This window comes from Paracoccus ferrooxidans, from assembly GCF_029909815.1.
Classification (GTDB): domain Bacteria; phylum Pseudomonadota; class Alphaproteobacteria; order Rhodobacterales; family Rhodobacteraceae; genus Paracoccus; species Paracoccus versutus.
The window spans coordinates 1,532,388-1,545,168 of the sequence record NZ_CP038198.1 but is presented as its reverse complement, the minus strand read 5'-3'; the positions used below and the strand labels follow the sequence as shown (position 1 = coordinate 1,545,168).

At 62.7% G+C, this 12,781-nt stretch carries 17 protein-coding genes; 13 read left to right on the top strand and 4 right to left on the bottom strand.

Annotation, left to right across the window (positions count from 1 at the left end):
- Positions 1–260: 260 nt before the first annotated feature.
- From E3U26_RS07720 to E3U26_RS07685, 8 genes are all read left to right on the top strand, one after another.
- Positions 261–1,403 carry an aldehyde dehydrogenase family protein gene (locus E3U26_RS07720; RefSeq protein ID WP_499104706.1) on the top strand — a complete coding sequence of 381 codons (1,143 nt, stop codon included), beginning with the start codon at positions 261–263 and terminating at the stop codon, positions 1,401–1,403.
- A 65-nt stretch (positions 1,404–1,468) separates the two neighbouring features.
- Positions 1,469–2,622 (top strand): IS3-like element ISPfe1 family transposase gene (locus tag E3U26_RS07715; RefSeq protein WP_114537220.1). Its coding sequence is split into 2 segments (ribosomal slippage): positions 1,469–1,715 and positions 1,715–2,622, totalling 1,155 coding nucleotides; the frame shifts between segments, so codons are not numbered across the junction.
- 32 nt (positions 2,623–2,654) lie between these two features.
- Positions 2,655–2,888, top strand: coding sequence for a hypothetical protein (locus E3U26_RS07710; protein ID WP_499104705.1), 234 nt, complete (start codon positions 2,655–2,657; stop codon positions 2,886–2,888).
- 14 nt (positions 2,889–2,902) lie between these two features.
- A complete protein-coding gene (locus E3U26_RS07705) occupies positions 2,903–3,547 on the top strand; it encodes a hypothetical protein (protein WP_499104703.1) in 645 nt (214 codons plus the stop codon).
- Entirely contained in the window at positions 3,544–4,143 is a 600-nt protein-coding gene (locus E3U26_RS07700) for a hypothetical protein (RefSeq protein WP_499104702.1), read from the top strand. Before E3U26_RS07705 ends, E3U26_RS07700 begins: the two co-directional genes overlap by 4 nt.
- Positions 4,140–4,868: a hypothetical protein gene (locus tag E3U26_RS07695; protein WP_499104701.1), complete on the top strand. Its 729-nt coding sequence runs from the start codon at positions 4,140–4,142 to the stop codon at positions 4,866–4,868. Before E3U26_RS07700 ends, E3U26_RS07695 begins: the two co-directional genes overlap by 4 nt.
- A 55-nt stretch (positions 4,869–4,923) precedes the next feature.
- Positions 4,924–5,412 (top strand): hypothetical protein, encoded by a 489-nt coding sequence (locus E3U26_RS07690; RefSeq protein WP_072463929.1) that lies wholly within the window; start codon positions 4,924–4,926, stop codon positions 5,410–5,412.
- Complete coding sequence (locus tag E3U26_RS07685; RefSeq protein WP_499104700.1) at positions 5,409–6,749, top strand: hypothetical protein; 1,341 nt, start codon at positions 5,409–5,411, stop codon at positions 6,747–6,749. Before E3U26_RS07690 ends, E3U26_RS07685 begins: the two co-directional genes overlap by 4 nt.
- A 46-nt stretch (positions 6,750–6,795) precedes the next feature.
- Here the strand turns inward: E3U26_RS07685 and E3U26_RS07680 are convergent, their stop codons facing one another.
- The 4 genes from E3U26_RS07680 to E3U26_RS07665 all read right to left on the bottom strand — a co-directional run bounded on the left by E3U26_RS07680 (position 6,796) and on the right by E3U26_RS07665 (position 10,055).
- Complete coding sequence (locus E3U26_RS07680; protein WP_272857852.1) at positions 6,796–7,143, bottom strand: hypothetical protein; 348 nt, start codon at positions 7,141–7,143, stop codon at positions 6,796–6,798.
- Between the two features lie 133 nt (positions 7,144–7,276).
- The gene (locus tag E3U26_RS07675; protein WP_072463932.1) at positions 7,277–8,242 is read right to left on the bottom strand and encodes a response regulator; all 966 of its coding nucleotides are present in this window, start codon (positions 8,240–8,242) and stop codon (positions 7,277–7,279) included.
- Positions 8,239–9,576 (bottom strand): sensor histidine kinase, encoded by a 1,338-nt coding sequence (locus E3U26_RS07670; RefSeq protein ID WP_323009527.1) that lies wholly within the window; start codon positions 9,574–9,576, stop codon positions 8,239–8,241. Before E3U26_RS07670 ends, E3U26_RS07675 begins: the two co-directional genes overlap by 4 nt.
- Positions 9,573–10,055, bottom strand: coding sequence for a putative pterin-binding protein (locus tag E3U26_RS07665; RefSeq protein WP_083539298.1), 483 nt, complete (start codon positions 10,053–10,055; stop codon positions 9,573–9,575). Before E3U26_RS07665 ends, E3U26_RS07670 begins: the two co-directional genes overlap by 4 nt.
- 136 nt (positions 10,056–10,191) lie before the next feature.
- Here E3U26_RS07665 and E3U26_RS07660 point away from each other — a divergent pair, with 136 nt between their 5' ends.
- Genes E3U26_RS07660 through E3U26_RS07640 form a run of 5 tightly spaced genes read left to right on the top strand, consistent with a single transcriptional unit; the run spans position 10,192 to position 12,778 of the window.
- A complete protein-coding gene (locus E3U26_RS07660) occupies positions 10,192–10,671 on the top strand; it encodes a hypothetical protein (RefSeq protein ID WP_072463934.1) in 480 nt (159 codons plus the stop codon).
- A 1-nt stretch (position 10,672) separates the two neighbouring features.
- Complete coding sequence (locus E3U26_RS07655) at positions 10,673–11,245, top strand: hypothetical protein (protein WP_011749576.1); 573 nt, start codon at positions 10,673–10,675, stop codon at positions 11,243–11,245.
- A gap of 8 nt (positions 11,246–11,253) precedes the next feature.
- Positions 11,254–11,733 (top strand): hypothetical protein, encoded by a 480-nt coding sequence (locus tag E3U26_RS07650; protein ID WP_011749577.1) that lies wholly within the window; start codon positions 11,254–11,256, stop codon positions 11,731–11,733.
- Complete coding sequence (locus E3U26_RS07645) at positions 11,730–12,257, top strand: hypothetical protein (RefSeq protein ID WP_011749578.1); 528 nt, start codon at positions 11,730–11,732, stop codon at positions 12,255–12,257. The genes E3U26_RS07650 and E3U26_RS07645 overlap by 4 nt, the downstream gene beginning before the upstream one ends.
- Positions 12,254–12,778, top strand: a complete 525-nt coding sequence (locus E3U26_RS07640) for a TMEM70/TMEM186/TMEM223 family protein (RefSeq protein WP_011749579.1) — start codon at positions 12,254–12,256, stop codon at positions 12,776–12,778. The genes E3U26_RS07645 and E3U26_RS07640 overlap by 4 nt, the downstream gene beginning before the upstream one ends.
- The last annotated feature ends 3 nt before the right edge of the window (positions 12,779–12,781 follow it).

Below are 12,781 nucleotides of genomic sequence, written 5' to 3'. Positions count from 1 at the left end.
AGACGATCTACCGCTATTGATCCAGGGTAGGCAGCCAAAGGCATAGAGGGTGCAAAGCTGGCGACGGACCGTGGCTGACATCCCCGACCCTTTCCGGCCGCTCGCGAGCCGCAGCAGCAGTGGGGCTTCCTTTGAGTCGTCATTGGCATAGTTATTGCGCAGAAACCCTTCGTATCGGCTTACAGGAGCACGATGACAGCGGCTCCTGAACAGCTCGAACTGCGTTCTCGATAACCACAAGATCTAGCGAGGAACAGAAATTGAATAACAGGACAAAGGCAGGACAACCACAGTTCCTAGCCGATCCAAACAAGCAGCATTTTATCGACGGCACATGGCGGCCATCCGCTTCCGGGGAGAGTATCGAGACATTCAACCCGGCGACCGGCAAGGTATTGACTACACTTGCGCGCGGTCGCAAGGAGGATGTCGATGCCGCAGTTGCCGCAGCACGGCGTGCATTCGAGGGGCCGTGGGGCCGTTTCACTCCGCAACAGCGGATGACGCTGATGATGCGAATCGCCGAGGTCGTGGAGAAAAATTTCGACGAGCTTGCCACACTGGAATCGCTCGATATGGGAGCGCCGATTGCGCGGACCTGTGGCATGAAAGCTGGCTTGCTGGCCATGATCCGCTACCTTGCTGCGCAGGCGGTAAGCTGGACCGGCAGCACGATTCCGAACTCGCTACCTGGCAATGTCACCACGCTCACTCTGAAGGCGCCGGTGGGTGTCGTCGGCGGGGTCATCCCGTGGAACGGGCCGCTTATCAGCTTCTGGGGAATCGTGGGCGGCGCCCTGGCAACCGGTTGCACGGCGGTGATCAAGTCCGCCGAGGATGCGTCGCTGACCGTGCTGCGTATGGCGGAACTGCTGGCTGAGATCGGTGTGCCAGAAGGGGTGGTAAATGTCGTAACCGGCCTCGGCGCCGAGGCCGGTGCGGCCTTGGCTGCCCATCCCGATGTGGATCGCATCGCTTTTACTGGCTCGACCGCCACCGGGCGCGAGATCGTCAAGGCCTCTACGGTCAACATGAAGCGTGTACAGGTGGAACTGGGCGGCAAGTCGCCCGACGTGATCTTTGCCGACGCGGATCTCGACAAGGCGGTGCCCGGCGCGGCCATGGGTGTCTTTACCAATTCCGGCCAGATCTGTTCAGCCGGGACCCGCATCTTCGTCCAGCGCACCATCCAAGAGGAGTTTCTGGCCCGGATGGTCGAGTTCAGCAAGGGAATCGTCGTGGGTGACCCCTTCGATCCGAATGTGCAACTGGGTCCTCTTGTCTCGCAGCGTCAATTAGAGCGGGTGATGCACTATGTCTCGGTTGGTAGTTTGGAAGGCGCGGATCTGCGGGCAGGCGGCAGCCGGCTGGGAGGCGATCTGGCGGACGGCTATTTCATTTGACCTGCCCCCCGGAAGTTCCCTCGCTGTGATGTAGAGTCTGCCCAACCTGAGAAGGAGCAGACGACATGAGGAAAAGCCGGTTCACCGAGGCGCAGATTATCGGGATGATCAAGGAGCAGGAGGCGGGTTTGCCGACTTCCGAGCTTTGCCGGAAGCACGGGTTGAGCCCCGCGACGTTCTACAAGCTCAAGGCGAAGTATGGCGGGATGGACCTGTCGGACGCCAAGCGGCTGAAGCAGCTCGAGGACGAGAACGCGAAGCTGAAGCGCCTTCTGGCCGATGCCATGCTGGACAACGTGGTTCTGAAGGATCTCTTGGGAAAGCCCTGACGACACCGGTGCAACGGCGGGACGCGGTGCTGCGGGCGATGAAGGATCATCCGATCTCTCAGCGTCGGGCCTGTGTCCTGATCGGTGTCGATCCGAAGACGGTGCGGCGTGACAGGCCACCCGACAACCCGGAAATCCGTGAGGAGATGCACAAGATTGCCGAGAAGCGCCGGCGGTTCGGCTACCGGCGCGTGGGCATCCTGCTGGAGCGCAAGGGCATGATCATGAACGAGAAGAAGCTCTATCGCATCTACCGGGAAGAGGGCCTGTCGGTGCGCCGCAGGCGTGGCCGCAAGAGGGCACGAGGTAGCCGGACGCCAATACCAGCGCCGTTGAGGCCAAACCAGCGGTGGTCGTTAGACTTCCTGTCCGACACGTTCGGGGCCTGCCGCAAGTTCCGCATTCTGGCTGTGAACGACGATTGCTGCCGCGAGAACCTGGCGTTGATCGCTGACACGAGCATCTCTGGGGCTCGGGTGGCACGGGAACTGGATGCGCTGGTCAGGATTTACGGCAAGCCCGCTTGCATCGTCAGCGACAACGGAACCGAGTTCACCAGCAAGGCCATCCTGAAATGGGCCAACGCGAACGGCGTCGAATGGCACTACATCGACCCGGGCAAGCCGCAGCAGAATGGCTACATCGAAAGCTTCAACGGCAGCCTGCGCGACGAATGCCTGAACGAGGAAATCTTCGACAGCCTGGCTGATGCCCGCCGCAAACTGGCCCTCTGGCGCTACGACTACAACAACGTCAGGCCCCATTCCTCGCTGGGCAACAAGACCCCGTCCGACGCGCGCCGAGCGCTTGAGCAATCTGAGGGCTCCGCGCCCGGCGCGCTTGCCACACCCGAAACCAACCAATATCAACCCCAAGGACTCTCGTTATGAACGAGGGACGACCGGGGGGCAGGTCAGCCTTCATGCTCGCCTACGAGATCGCGCACCGCGCGGCCAGTTCGGACACCGTCACCAACTGGGGGATGCGGTATTACCTTGCACGCATGTACCTCTACGGGGCCGGATCGACCGTTGAGCAGGCGGAGACGGGCGTTGCCATGCTTCGGGAAGTGGCGGCCTCCGGGGATCAGGTCTACGCCAATCAAGCACGAACGACGCTCTGCGACGAATGGATCGAGGAGTATTGCGGCGATTGATACCGACATTCCGCTTGATCATTTCCGTCGCTTTCGCCGCCCTCCTTATGTCGCCCGTCCAAGCGGGAACGCCCGACGGCGAGGCCTTCGTTGCCGCCTTCGGCGAGGTCTGCATCCCCGAGCGGTTGAGCTACAAGGGCACGCTGGCGCTGGCCGAAGAACTCGGCTGGGAGCCGGTCGTCACCGGCGAAAACGCGGACTACGACGGCTTCATTGCCCACGCCGAGGCGCTGCTTGCCGAGGAAATCGCGGAAGACCCTGACTTTTCACAAGGATCGGACGGCGCCTGGTTCACCCGCGAGATCGGCGGGCGGTCGCATCTTCTGGCCGTCAGCTACCTGCTGACCGAATATCTCGATGCACTGGGCTGCCATCTCTACGATTTCGCGGCCATGGCGCCCATCGACCCGGAGCCGGTGACGCGGCTGCTTGGCCAGACCATCGCCCACACCACCGATGGTGGCGATCCGTTCTACGCGGTCGATCCGGAGCTGATCGTCACCACCGTCTGGGGGCCGTCGCCCCGCCTGCCGCGCACACTCGACACCTACTTAACGTTCATCCCCCAAGGCAGCGAGGTGGCCGCGCAGACCGGATTTTCCGGGCTGATGCTCAAATTCTCGACCTCGCTGCCCGACCGTGCGGAGTTCGAACAATGACAAGGCTGTTGACCGCCGCGGCGCTCTGCCTTCTTCCCCTGCCTGCAATGTCTCAGGCGCCGGTGGTTGGCCCCGCAACCTGCGAGGCCGAGCGGGCCGTCTATGAAATGACCGCCCCCGATACGGAGGAGGTCTGGCGCATCGGGCTCGTTCCGGCGCGCAACATGGCCTCCATCGCCTCCGATCTTTATCTCAAGCTCACCACGCCGCAGCGCGACTACTGGTTCACCTTCTCCGTCTCCCAGGGCTATTCCGGCATTACTGTCTTTCCCGTCACCGACCCCTATGCGGATAGCGGTCCGCGCGACCTGCTCGGCCCGCCCTTTGGCGCCAACGCCGATGGCGTCACCGATCCCGACATCCTCAGCGCCCTGCGCTTCCTCACGCTCGACGCCGAACTCAACATTGCGTTCGAGCCTCCCATGAGCGGCGAGGAGGCGCCGCCTTACATCATGCTGCCCGAGATCGGCCGCGCGCTCTGGTATGATGCCGCGGCGCTGACCGAGGATGAAACCGCCGACCGCGATCCGATGCCGCGCGGCGTGTTCAGGCGCACGGGGTGCCTGGTCGCTCCGCATCCACAGGCAGGGCCATGAGAGCGGCCCTTCTCGTCCTGCTTTCAACCCTTGCGCTGCCCGTCCCGGCCAGCGCCGCGTGGAGTTGCGCCGATGCAACCTATGCGTCCGAGATTTGCCCGTGGTTTCGTGAGGCGCCGTGGTTCGGTGAGGCGGCGGATGGCTATGCGGTGCCGAGCGTGGCGATGCGGTGGTCGAGCGACGGCTATCCTCCCGGCAGCGCGGCCATGAACTGGAACGACGGCATCTATGTCATCGCCACCCTTCCTGCCGCCGGGCCGCGTGACGCCGCCGCGCTGCTGGTCGACATCGCCTATGAGCCGCATAGGTGGCAGGGCGAGGCCCGTGCCCTGACGCCGGAAGCCGTGATCGTGCGGCTGGGGGCAGAGGATTGGCGCGCCGCCGCGCCGGAGTACGCGCCACCTACTTCGGACCGGTTCCACTGGCCGCCGCTCTATGTCGAAGGGAAGAACCTCTACCGCTTCACCTTCGGCCCCGATCTTGTCGCCGCCATGCTGGCCGCGAGCGAAACTGCGCCTCGACGTTATGGCGACCTCTACGGCGACGCCGCCCAGGGCGTGCTGCGCTTCGAAATCCTCTTCCGCGGGGCCGATGGTGACATCGTTTCCTCGAACGACATTCTCGAGATCGACAGCGGAATATGCGAAACAAATTGCCAGCAGCACCTGTCCCTTGCCGGCTTTGCCGAGGCTTATGACGGAAGCGTGGCGGATGCCAATAAATGAGCATGCGCCGGCAAGCGAGACGTCACCCCCGGTTCCGCCATCCTGGTTCGATGGCATGACAGGCGAAGAGACGCCGCCCCGTATCGCCGCCGCCGCCGCGCTCGACGATTTCGCGGATGTGCTGAGCAATGCCCCGCGCTGGCTGCTGGAAACGGGCTGCGGCGGCGCGATAACGCTACGGGTTTGCGCGCACCGCCAGGGGGAGCGGCTCGAAGTCCTGGCAGAGCTGGCCGGCGAGTGTGCGCAGATCGCCCTTGAACCGCACGTTTCGGGCTGGCTGTCGATTGCCGCTGTGTGTAGCGGGCAGGAGGTCTTTCGCGCCTGGCTCGACCGCCCCTATGAAGAATACGAGCTCTGGCCCGAAGGTGCGGCGATCCCAGCAGGCAGGACGGTCGACCCACCGGGGCGCATCGGCAAGCGACGCAACTGGATCAACCTCTCGGCAGCGGCATGGCCGCAATTGGCACGCTTCGCCAATGCGGCCGGCATCGTGGCGGCGATTGAAGCGGAAGCGCCGATGATGGAAAGGCCGGACAGCCCATGACGATGGCAAGGTATGGGCACTCGATACGCACCGCATTGACCGCCGCCGCGATGCTGGCGCTTTCCGGCTGCTACGAGACGCAGCTCCCAATCGTCACGCAGCAGAACGCACATACCAGCCCGCTGATACCGGACGGCCGATATTGCGAGATGACGTTCGAGGATACCCGCCCGATCACGGGGATTGGCCAGTGCATCACCCTGACCTGGGTGGACGGAGCCAATGGCTGGCGCACCAACGATCTTCTGCTTCCGGGCGACGAGCATGGCGTCTCCATACGCGCGCGCAAGCTGGGTCACGGAAACGACCCGGTCGGCCGCAGCGGCTTCTTCATGGTGCAGGCAGGCCCGCAACCGCGTCAGGTCGCGATTGGCGGGCGCACGGTTCCAGTCGCCACGGCCCGCCTGATGGCGGTGCTGAGACGAGGTGACATGTTCGCCGTTATCGACAGACATCTCCCGCAAGCCCCCGTCTCCGAGCGCGCGCACGAGCAGGGTATCGGCCTCGCGCCGGGCGAGATCAGGCTGACCATCCGGTCCGTCAGCACCTTGTCCTCGGACAGGGCAGACCTCGTCGGCGCCTGGCTGGCGCGCGAACTGACCCACGAGGTCCATGCCGCCGCCTTTCCCGGGGCGGAGCCGGATCAGAATGCGATCAGAATCTTCGTCCCCGGCGGCGTCGCCGACAGGGAGGGGCCGGATGGGCTGGCCGCGCGCGCCCGGACGATGCTCGATGCGGTGGTGTTCGAGGCCGGCGTTCTCAATCAGGCGCTAGGCCTCGGCCTGCCGCCGGCCCGGATCGATCCTGAGATACTCAATCGGACAACACCGTCAGTATCGCCCGCGCCTTCTTCTGCGCCCATGATACCCGCCTCGCCATCACCGGCGCAACCCGAACCTCCTGCCCGTGGTGCGGCCGTCCAGGCGCCCTATGACAGGTATCGGCATTGTATGGGTTTGCTGGACGGCGCCCGGTCATATGCAACCGTTCTGTCAGCGTATCTGGGAGACATGGCGCGGGAAGCCCGCTTGGCCGGTCATGCAGGGACAGCCGCCGATTTGGAAGGGCTGAGGGAGACGGCGGAAAACGAAGCGGCCGTGCTCACCACGCTCGAAGCGCATTGGGACGATCTGGGTGAACGATTCGAGGCCCTCGGGGCAGACCGGCAAGTGGGCGAAATCAGCTTCCTTCTCGGCAAGACGGAATTCGGCGTACCGGACCAGGACCGCTTATGGTCCGGGGGCGGGGAATTGAGCGCCGCCATTCGAAAATTACGGACCAACAGAGACGCCGTGATGGCCTGCTTCAGTTCAATCCGCGACCCGTCCGCGCGGTAATCACGGCCAGGACGTCCCAGGGAACAGCGGCAGGCGTGGTATTGGATCACTGGCTATTCAAAGCAGCGCGAGCGGTGCGATGGTCTGGAAACGGTGCATCCAGGGCAACACGCTGCGAAGGGACGCAAATATCCATCATTACAAAATAATGGAACGTGCCGGCCTCCGGCGTTTCTATCGGCTCGGCGCCCGTTTCGCCGGCCACCTGACGATCCTCGAGGAACAATTCCACTCTTTGCGATTGCAAGGTCCGTTCCCGGCAATCCACACGCATCAATTTGGCAGCAGCATCGAAGGATATATCACGGACCGTGCGGATGGACTTAAAGAAGGTCCACATCCAGACATCCACCGGTGTCTCCGGCGCAGCTTCCGGCAACTCACCGGCTATCATTGTAGCCATCGTCGGGTTTGAAGCGTTCGAATGAAGCGACGAGAACATATGAGAACATACTGACTACAAGTCCTTCGTGTTCGTTGCGGAACGGTCTTGATCGCTATGTCAGATATTCAATGCGCCGCTTCACTCAGGTCACCGGCTGCGCCAGTGGTACTGACAGAATCAACGCCACCAGTTCCGCCTGCCTTTGCACGCCGGTCTTGGAGAAGATGTTTCGCAGATGGAATGCGACGGTCGTGCCCGAGATCGCCAACCGGTCTGCAATCTGGCTGCGGCGCAGCCCTTCTGCCAACAAACACGCGACCTGGGCTTCCATCGGCGTCAGGCCGAACAACTGGCCAAGCGTCGCAGTGTCCATAGGAGGTTTGCTGTCTGTGCCGCTCAGTATCAGCATGGCGACCGCCTCATCATGGTGCGAGTGCGCTGGCAGCGACATCCCGATAATCATGAGCTGGCACCCATCGTCCAAGCGCAACCCCGTCGGCGCCATCCCTTTACCCGGGGCCAACCCTGCGATCAACGCGGACAGCTTCCGGCCATTTTCGCCGCTGGCGGCAAAACGCCCACTCAGCGAGATTCCGGCCGCGCCCGACAAGCTTTGGGCCAGAGGATTGGCATGGACCACGCCGCCATTGGCATCGAGCAGCACCACGCCAAGAGCCAGGCGGTCGAGGGCGGCCAGGCCAGATCGATCTCCCGGCATTGCGCGCAACCTTTGCATCCGGTTCAGGCGCGCTTCAACGGTGGCACGAAGCAGGTCGTAATCAATGGGCTTGGTCACATAATCGTCGGCCCCCGCCATGCGCCCATCGATTACCTGCTGGCGCGAGGACAGGGCAGTCAGAAAGACAAAGGGCACGTCATCAAGATCGGGTCTCGTCCGGCGCAAATGGGACATGAACCTCTTGCCGTCCATGCCGGGCATCAGGATGTCACAGAGGATCAGATCGGGGCGCTGCCTTTCCAGACAGGCCAGCGCCTCGCGCGCATCTCCGGCGGCGCTCACGATGTAACCGGCCTCGTGCAGTTCGAAGGCGATGTCGTCGCGCAGGGATGGTTCATCCTCGACACACAGGATCAGTGGCGCGGTCATGCGACGTCATCCTTCGGCAGGTAAAGCGCGGCTGTCAGGCCTCCCCCGTCACGCTGCGTCAAGGTCACGTCTCCTCCCTGTATTCGCGCCAGATCGCGCGCAAGCGTCAGCCCCAATCCGGAGCCGGGCAAAGTCTCGTGCCCGCTGCCTCGGTAGAACCTGTCAAAAGCACACTCAATCTCTTCGGGCGACATACCCCTCCCTCTGTCCTCGATCCGACAGACGATGCAGTCCCGCGACTGAAAAACACTCACATCGACGCGGCAATCGGGCGGAGAATACAAGAGCGCATTGCGCAGGAGGTTGGACAGGATTTCGGCGGTCAGCATCGGATCGCACAGCGCGACAGTTGGTTCTGTTTGCACCGACTGCCGAATACGGGCCGGGTCGCGGTCCCACGCCGTCGCCATCAGGTCATCAATGACTGAAGATACAAGATCGTTTAGGTCATGGGCGCGCAGGCTAGGAAGAACCGCATCGCGTTCCAGCCGGGACATCATCAATGCGGTATCTGTCAACTTCACGAGCCGCGCGACCGCCTCACGGGACACCGCCGCCTTTTCCGAGATCAGTTCTGGTGGAACCGGGCCGCCGCTGCGCCGCGTCAGGCGGTGCATCGCGCTGTCGATTACGGCTAGCGGCGTGCGGAACTGATGGGCAATCAGGTCGGCGAACCGGCGGTGGTTCTCGGCGGTTTCGCGTTCGCGTTCCAGATCGCTGGCGAGCTTCTCAGCCCGCAGGTGGTCCAGCTGTCCGCTCATCAGCCGCCTCTCACGATCGATCAGGATTGCCACCAGCCCCAATCCCGCTACAGCAGCCCCCAGCACTGACATCAGCGCAAGCAAATGCAGGTGCCTCAGGCTGTCCAGGCGCGTGGCCTGACTCTGCCATTCATGGGACATCACCAGACTCGCCTTGGTCCTTAGTGCAGCGACCAGCGCCGTGACATGTGCCCGCAGCGCGGCCGGATCGGCACCTTGCGCGGGGTCAAGCGCCAGAAGCCCACTGCGCCAGCGTGCAAGTGTTTCGGACACTCCCGCATTCTCGAGAAAGCGACGTTGCGGCCCATCTTCCAACAGCGTCAGCCGCGAAACCAATATATCAAAACGGGTCTGGATCTGTTGTGGCGCTGCCTCATCCGAGAGCGCCAGCGCAAGGTTCAAGGCCTCGATCTGCGTCTGGCCAAAGACCCAGATCATGTTCTCGGTTGCGGCAATGCGCATCTGGCGTTCCAGCACCACAAGCTGCCACGCAGCCAGCGCCAACAGGCCCAGGCAGATCGCCACCAGCCCACCAAGCCACAGATAGCGGGCCCGCCCGCCTGTGCCGGTCATTGCACATGCAGCGCGACAAGCTGCCAGACCCATCGCATGTCATACCGTATATCGGCCAGAACGCCGTGATTGTCGCGCGGATAGACGATCCAGACTGGACCCTTGTCACGCGGGGTCAGAGGCACGTCATCCATGTAAAGCGCGGCTAGAACATCAAACCGGTGAAAATCCTCGACAGGTATATCGACGACATAGTCGTTCAACGCTGTCGCGCGCACACTACTTCCCTCGGCTCCGGCATGGGCGAGGACGTCTCGCATCAGCACACCGCGGAACTCCGGCCTGCCATCTGTGACGCTGGTCGATGTCGAAAACTCATGCCAGTCCATCGTATCGAAATCCGCGCGCGTCATCTCCACTCTGCCGTCCGTGACCGCGCCGGTCAGGGTCAGCAGGACGTCCTCGGCAGCCGCTGGTACGGCCATGAACACAAGTGCCGTCATCAACGCGGTCTGAACGATGTGATACCGCAAGCTCATCACCACAACCCAAAATGAAAACCAGGTTCCGGACTGAACTCTATCACAGGAGACTACATGTTCCCCGTTCAAACGAACGGGGCGGCCAGTCTTGAGCAGAACTAAACTCGGAATCAAACAGCAGGAGGATCTACGCTTGACCATCTTCTCGACCATGCGAAGAGCGGGCATACCTGTTCTGGCCTGTCTTCTGGCGCTGCCGGCGCTGGCCGACGAGCCTGGAGGGCTGGTTACCGGCAGTTTTGGCGATCAGCCGCTGGAGCTGACTGTTGCCCCCGAATTGTCCGGCGCGACGATCATCGGCAACTATGCCGATGCCTCCTTGCTTGCCTCACAGATGGAGGGCGATCAGGGGCCGGTCAATCTGGAACTGACGATCAATGGCGAATTGCCCGCGCCCGGCGAAATGGCGCTGACGATCATCTTTGCGCGCGACATGGGACGGAATTGGACCGGCGATCAGGACAGCCTGACACTGACCCTGGAGGAATTCACGCCGGGCGACGGGATTGTCGCCTTGAAGGGCACGCTCACCGGGCAAGTCAGTGGCGGCCCCTCATCCGAAACCCGGCCCGTCACCTTCAGCTTCGACACCCGGCTTGAAGAGCTTGACTGAGATGGCTGGACCCGCCTTTGCCCGAACTGCGGCCCTGCTGCTGATCGCTACGGCAACCTCAGCACTGGCCGGTGAACCGTCCAACCCGGTCTGCCACGCGGACGTCCATCGCGCCGGTAATTTTGACCTGCGACAGATTGGTCCGCTGATCGCGGGAACGTGGACCGAAGCCGCCATCGGAACGAGTGTGGCAATAGGCGTTCAGGAGAGCACCTTCGAGATCATTTATGATCGGAACCGCAACCGATTGTATCTGGGTTCGGACGGCATTCAGACCGAACTGGTGCCGGTTCGAGGTGGCAACAAGCCGCTGCGCTTTGACTTTGTGCGTGGCGAGGCAATGGACCCGCAGTTTTATATGTTGACTTCAACGGGTTCCGAGCCCGGCGCGGAGCCTTGGGAATGGGCGTTGGTTCAGGATTGCCAGATTGCCTCGGCGCCGCAATTCGAATGGCAATTCGGCACCGGTGCGCGGCGCTCGGACGGGATCATCAGTTTCTTCTCGGCCAATGAGGCGATGGGAACAAAACGCAATTCGGCGCGGGGCGTCCGCGAACAGCTGATCAGCCGATAGGAATGCCAATGAAGGTGCTTGTCCCGCTTGTCCTGGCCCTCGGAATCGCAACCCCCGCTGGTGCATTGGACGCCATCGGCGAGATCGGGGCAAACTTGGACGGTGAAGAACTGAACTGGCAGGTGATGCGTCAGGATGATGGCTCGGCGATGGTGCAGATCACCGATATCGGCCCGCTGACCATGATCGAACTGCATGCACTTGGTGACGGCAGCATTTCTATCGGCCTGATCTTTCACGGCAAGCCTTCCGGAGATACGCCGCCCGCCGGTCTGACCATCGACATGCGGCCCGATCGCGGGGCGATGGCGGGCGCGGTCTGGGAAAGCGAGGAAGAGCCGCCGCAGATGTCGATCGACCTGCTGGATCTTGAGGATGAAGGCCGCATCCAGGCCAGCTTTGCGGCAACCCTATGCCGCCGGGATGCCCCGGACGACTGTCGCGACGTCGAGGGGCGGATCGACACGTCGTTGGGTGCAGGCCCATGACACTGGCCGAGTTTCTGGCTGATCCGCTGCGCGTGACGCAAATCTCCGACAGCGTGCTGGAGATCGAGAATCGTCCGGTCCGGCGGGCGGTGATTGCTGCGGCGGTGATATTGGTGGCGATCGCGGCGGGCCTGGCAGCCATCGGGGATGGTGCGACCGGAACGGGGATCATCGTGCTTGCCGTGGTGGGCCTGATCGGTTGGCTCTACATGCACGAGTTGGTGCAGCTGACTCAACTGAGCCTGGACAGGCATGCCGGTCTTGTCCGGCTGCGTGTGACCACATTGCGCGGGCGGCGTGAAGAGACATTCGCACTCTCGGACCTGCACAAGCTGGAAAGCATCGCGCACTATGGCACGGCGGCAGGAAACGATGAGACCCGGCTGGTGCTGATTTGCGGATCGGGACCAGAGCGGCGCGAGATCATAGTGCCCATGTTCCGCCCGGATCCCGAAGAGGTGGCGCATCTGACGGGCGTCGTCAATGGCTGGCTTTCCCGCCAGGGAAAGGGAAACCCGTCATGAGTATTGAGACGAATACGCCCGAACGACTGGAACTGGAACTGGCGATACCGCGCTTTATCCTGTGGTTCGTCATGCTGCCTGTCCTGCCGATCACCCTGATCGGGCTGGCCAATCTGATCGGGGGAGAAATCCTGACCGCGCTGGTGCTGCTGGTCGGGCTGAACGGGGCCTTTCTCGCGGGATATATCGCCCTGTCCGAGCGCACACGGCTCAGGTTGGACGCAGGGTCGGGGCTGGTCAGCATCATCCGGACATCGCGCCTCGGCACGCGTCAGCGGGACTATCCGCTCGAGGCGCTCGACAGTGCCGAACTTGACCGCAGCCATACCTCGCGAGAGGACCGCAGCACCTCGAAGGTGGTTCTGGTTTTTCGCAACACCCGCCCGGCAACACGGGTTCCGTTGTCACGTTGGGGCGTATCGGGCGATGGACCTGGGCAGGTCGCCAATGACATCAATGCCTGGCTGCGACGCCATTTCGGGGGCGAACAGACTGCCCCCGCATCTCAACCTTCAAGCTGATTG

Coding starts and splice junctions, on each gene's coding strand:
- E3U26_RS07710 (WP_499104705.1), top strand. CDS start 2,655: ATGCTCGCCTACGAGATCGCGCACCGCGCGGCCAGTTCGGACACCGTC.
- E3U26_RS07700 (WP_499104702.1), top strand. CDS start 3,544: ATGACAAGGCTGTTGACCGCCGCGGCGCTCTGCCTTCTTCCCCTGCCT.
- E3U26_RS07695 (WP_499104701.1), top strand. CDS start 4,140: ATGAGAGCGGCCCTTCTCGTCCTGCTTTCAACCCTTGCGCTGCCCGTC.
- E3U26_RS07690 (WP_072463929.1), top strand. CDS start 4,924: ATGACAGGCGAAGAGACGCCGCCCCGTATCGCCGCCGCCGCCGCGCTC.
- E3U26_RS07685 (WP_499104700.1), top strand. CDS start 5,409: ATGACGATGGCAAGGTATGGGCACTCGATACGCACCGCATTGACCGCC.
- E3U26_RS07680 (WP_272857852.1), bottom strand. CDS start 7,143: ATGATAGCCGGTGAGTTGCCGGAAGCTGCGCCGGAGACACCGGTGGAT.
- E3U26_RS07675 (WP_072463932.1), bottom strand. CDS start 8,242: ATGACCGCGCCACTGATCCTGTGTGTCGAGGATGAACCATCCCTGCGC.
- E3U26_RS07670 (WP_323009527.1), bottom strand. CDS start 9,576: ATGACCGGCACAGGCGGGCGGGCCCGCTATCTGTGGCTTGGTGGGCTG.
- E3U26_RS07665 (WP_083539298.1), bottom strand. CDS start 10,055: ATGAGCTTGCGGTATCACATCGTTCAGACCGCGTTGATGACGGCACTT.
- E3U26_RS07655 (WP_011749576.1), top strand. CDS start 10,673: ATGGCTGGACCCGCCTTTGCCCGAACTGCGGCCCTGCTGCTGATCGCT.
- E3U26_RS07650 (WP_011749577.1), top strand. CDS start 11,254: ATGAAGGTGCTTGTCCCGCTTGTCCTGGCCCTCGGAATCGCAACCCCC.
- E3U26_RS07645 (WP_011749578.1), top strand. CDS start 11,730: ATGACACTGGCCGAGTTTCTGGCTGATCCGCTGCGCGTGACGCAAATC.
- E3U26_RS07640 (WP_011749579.1), top strand. CDS start 12,254: ATGAGTATTGAGACGAATACGCCCGAACGACTGGAACTGGAACTGGCG.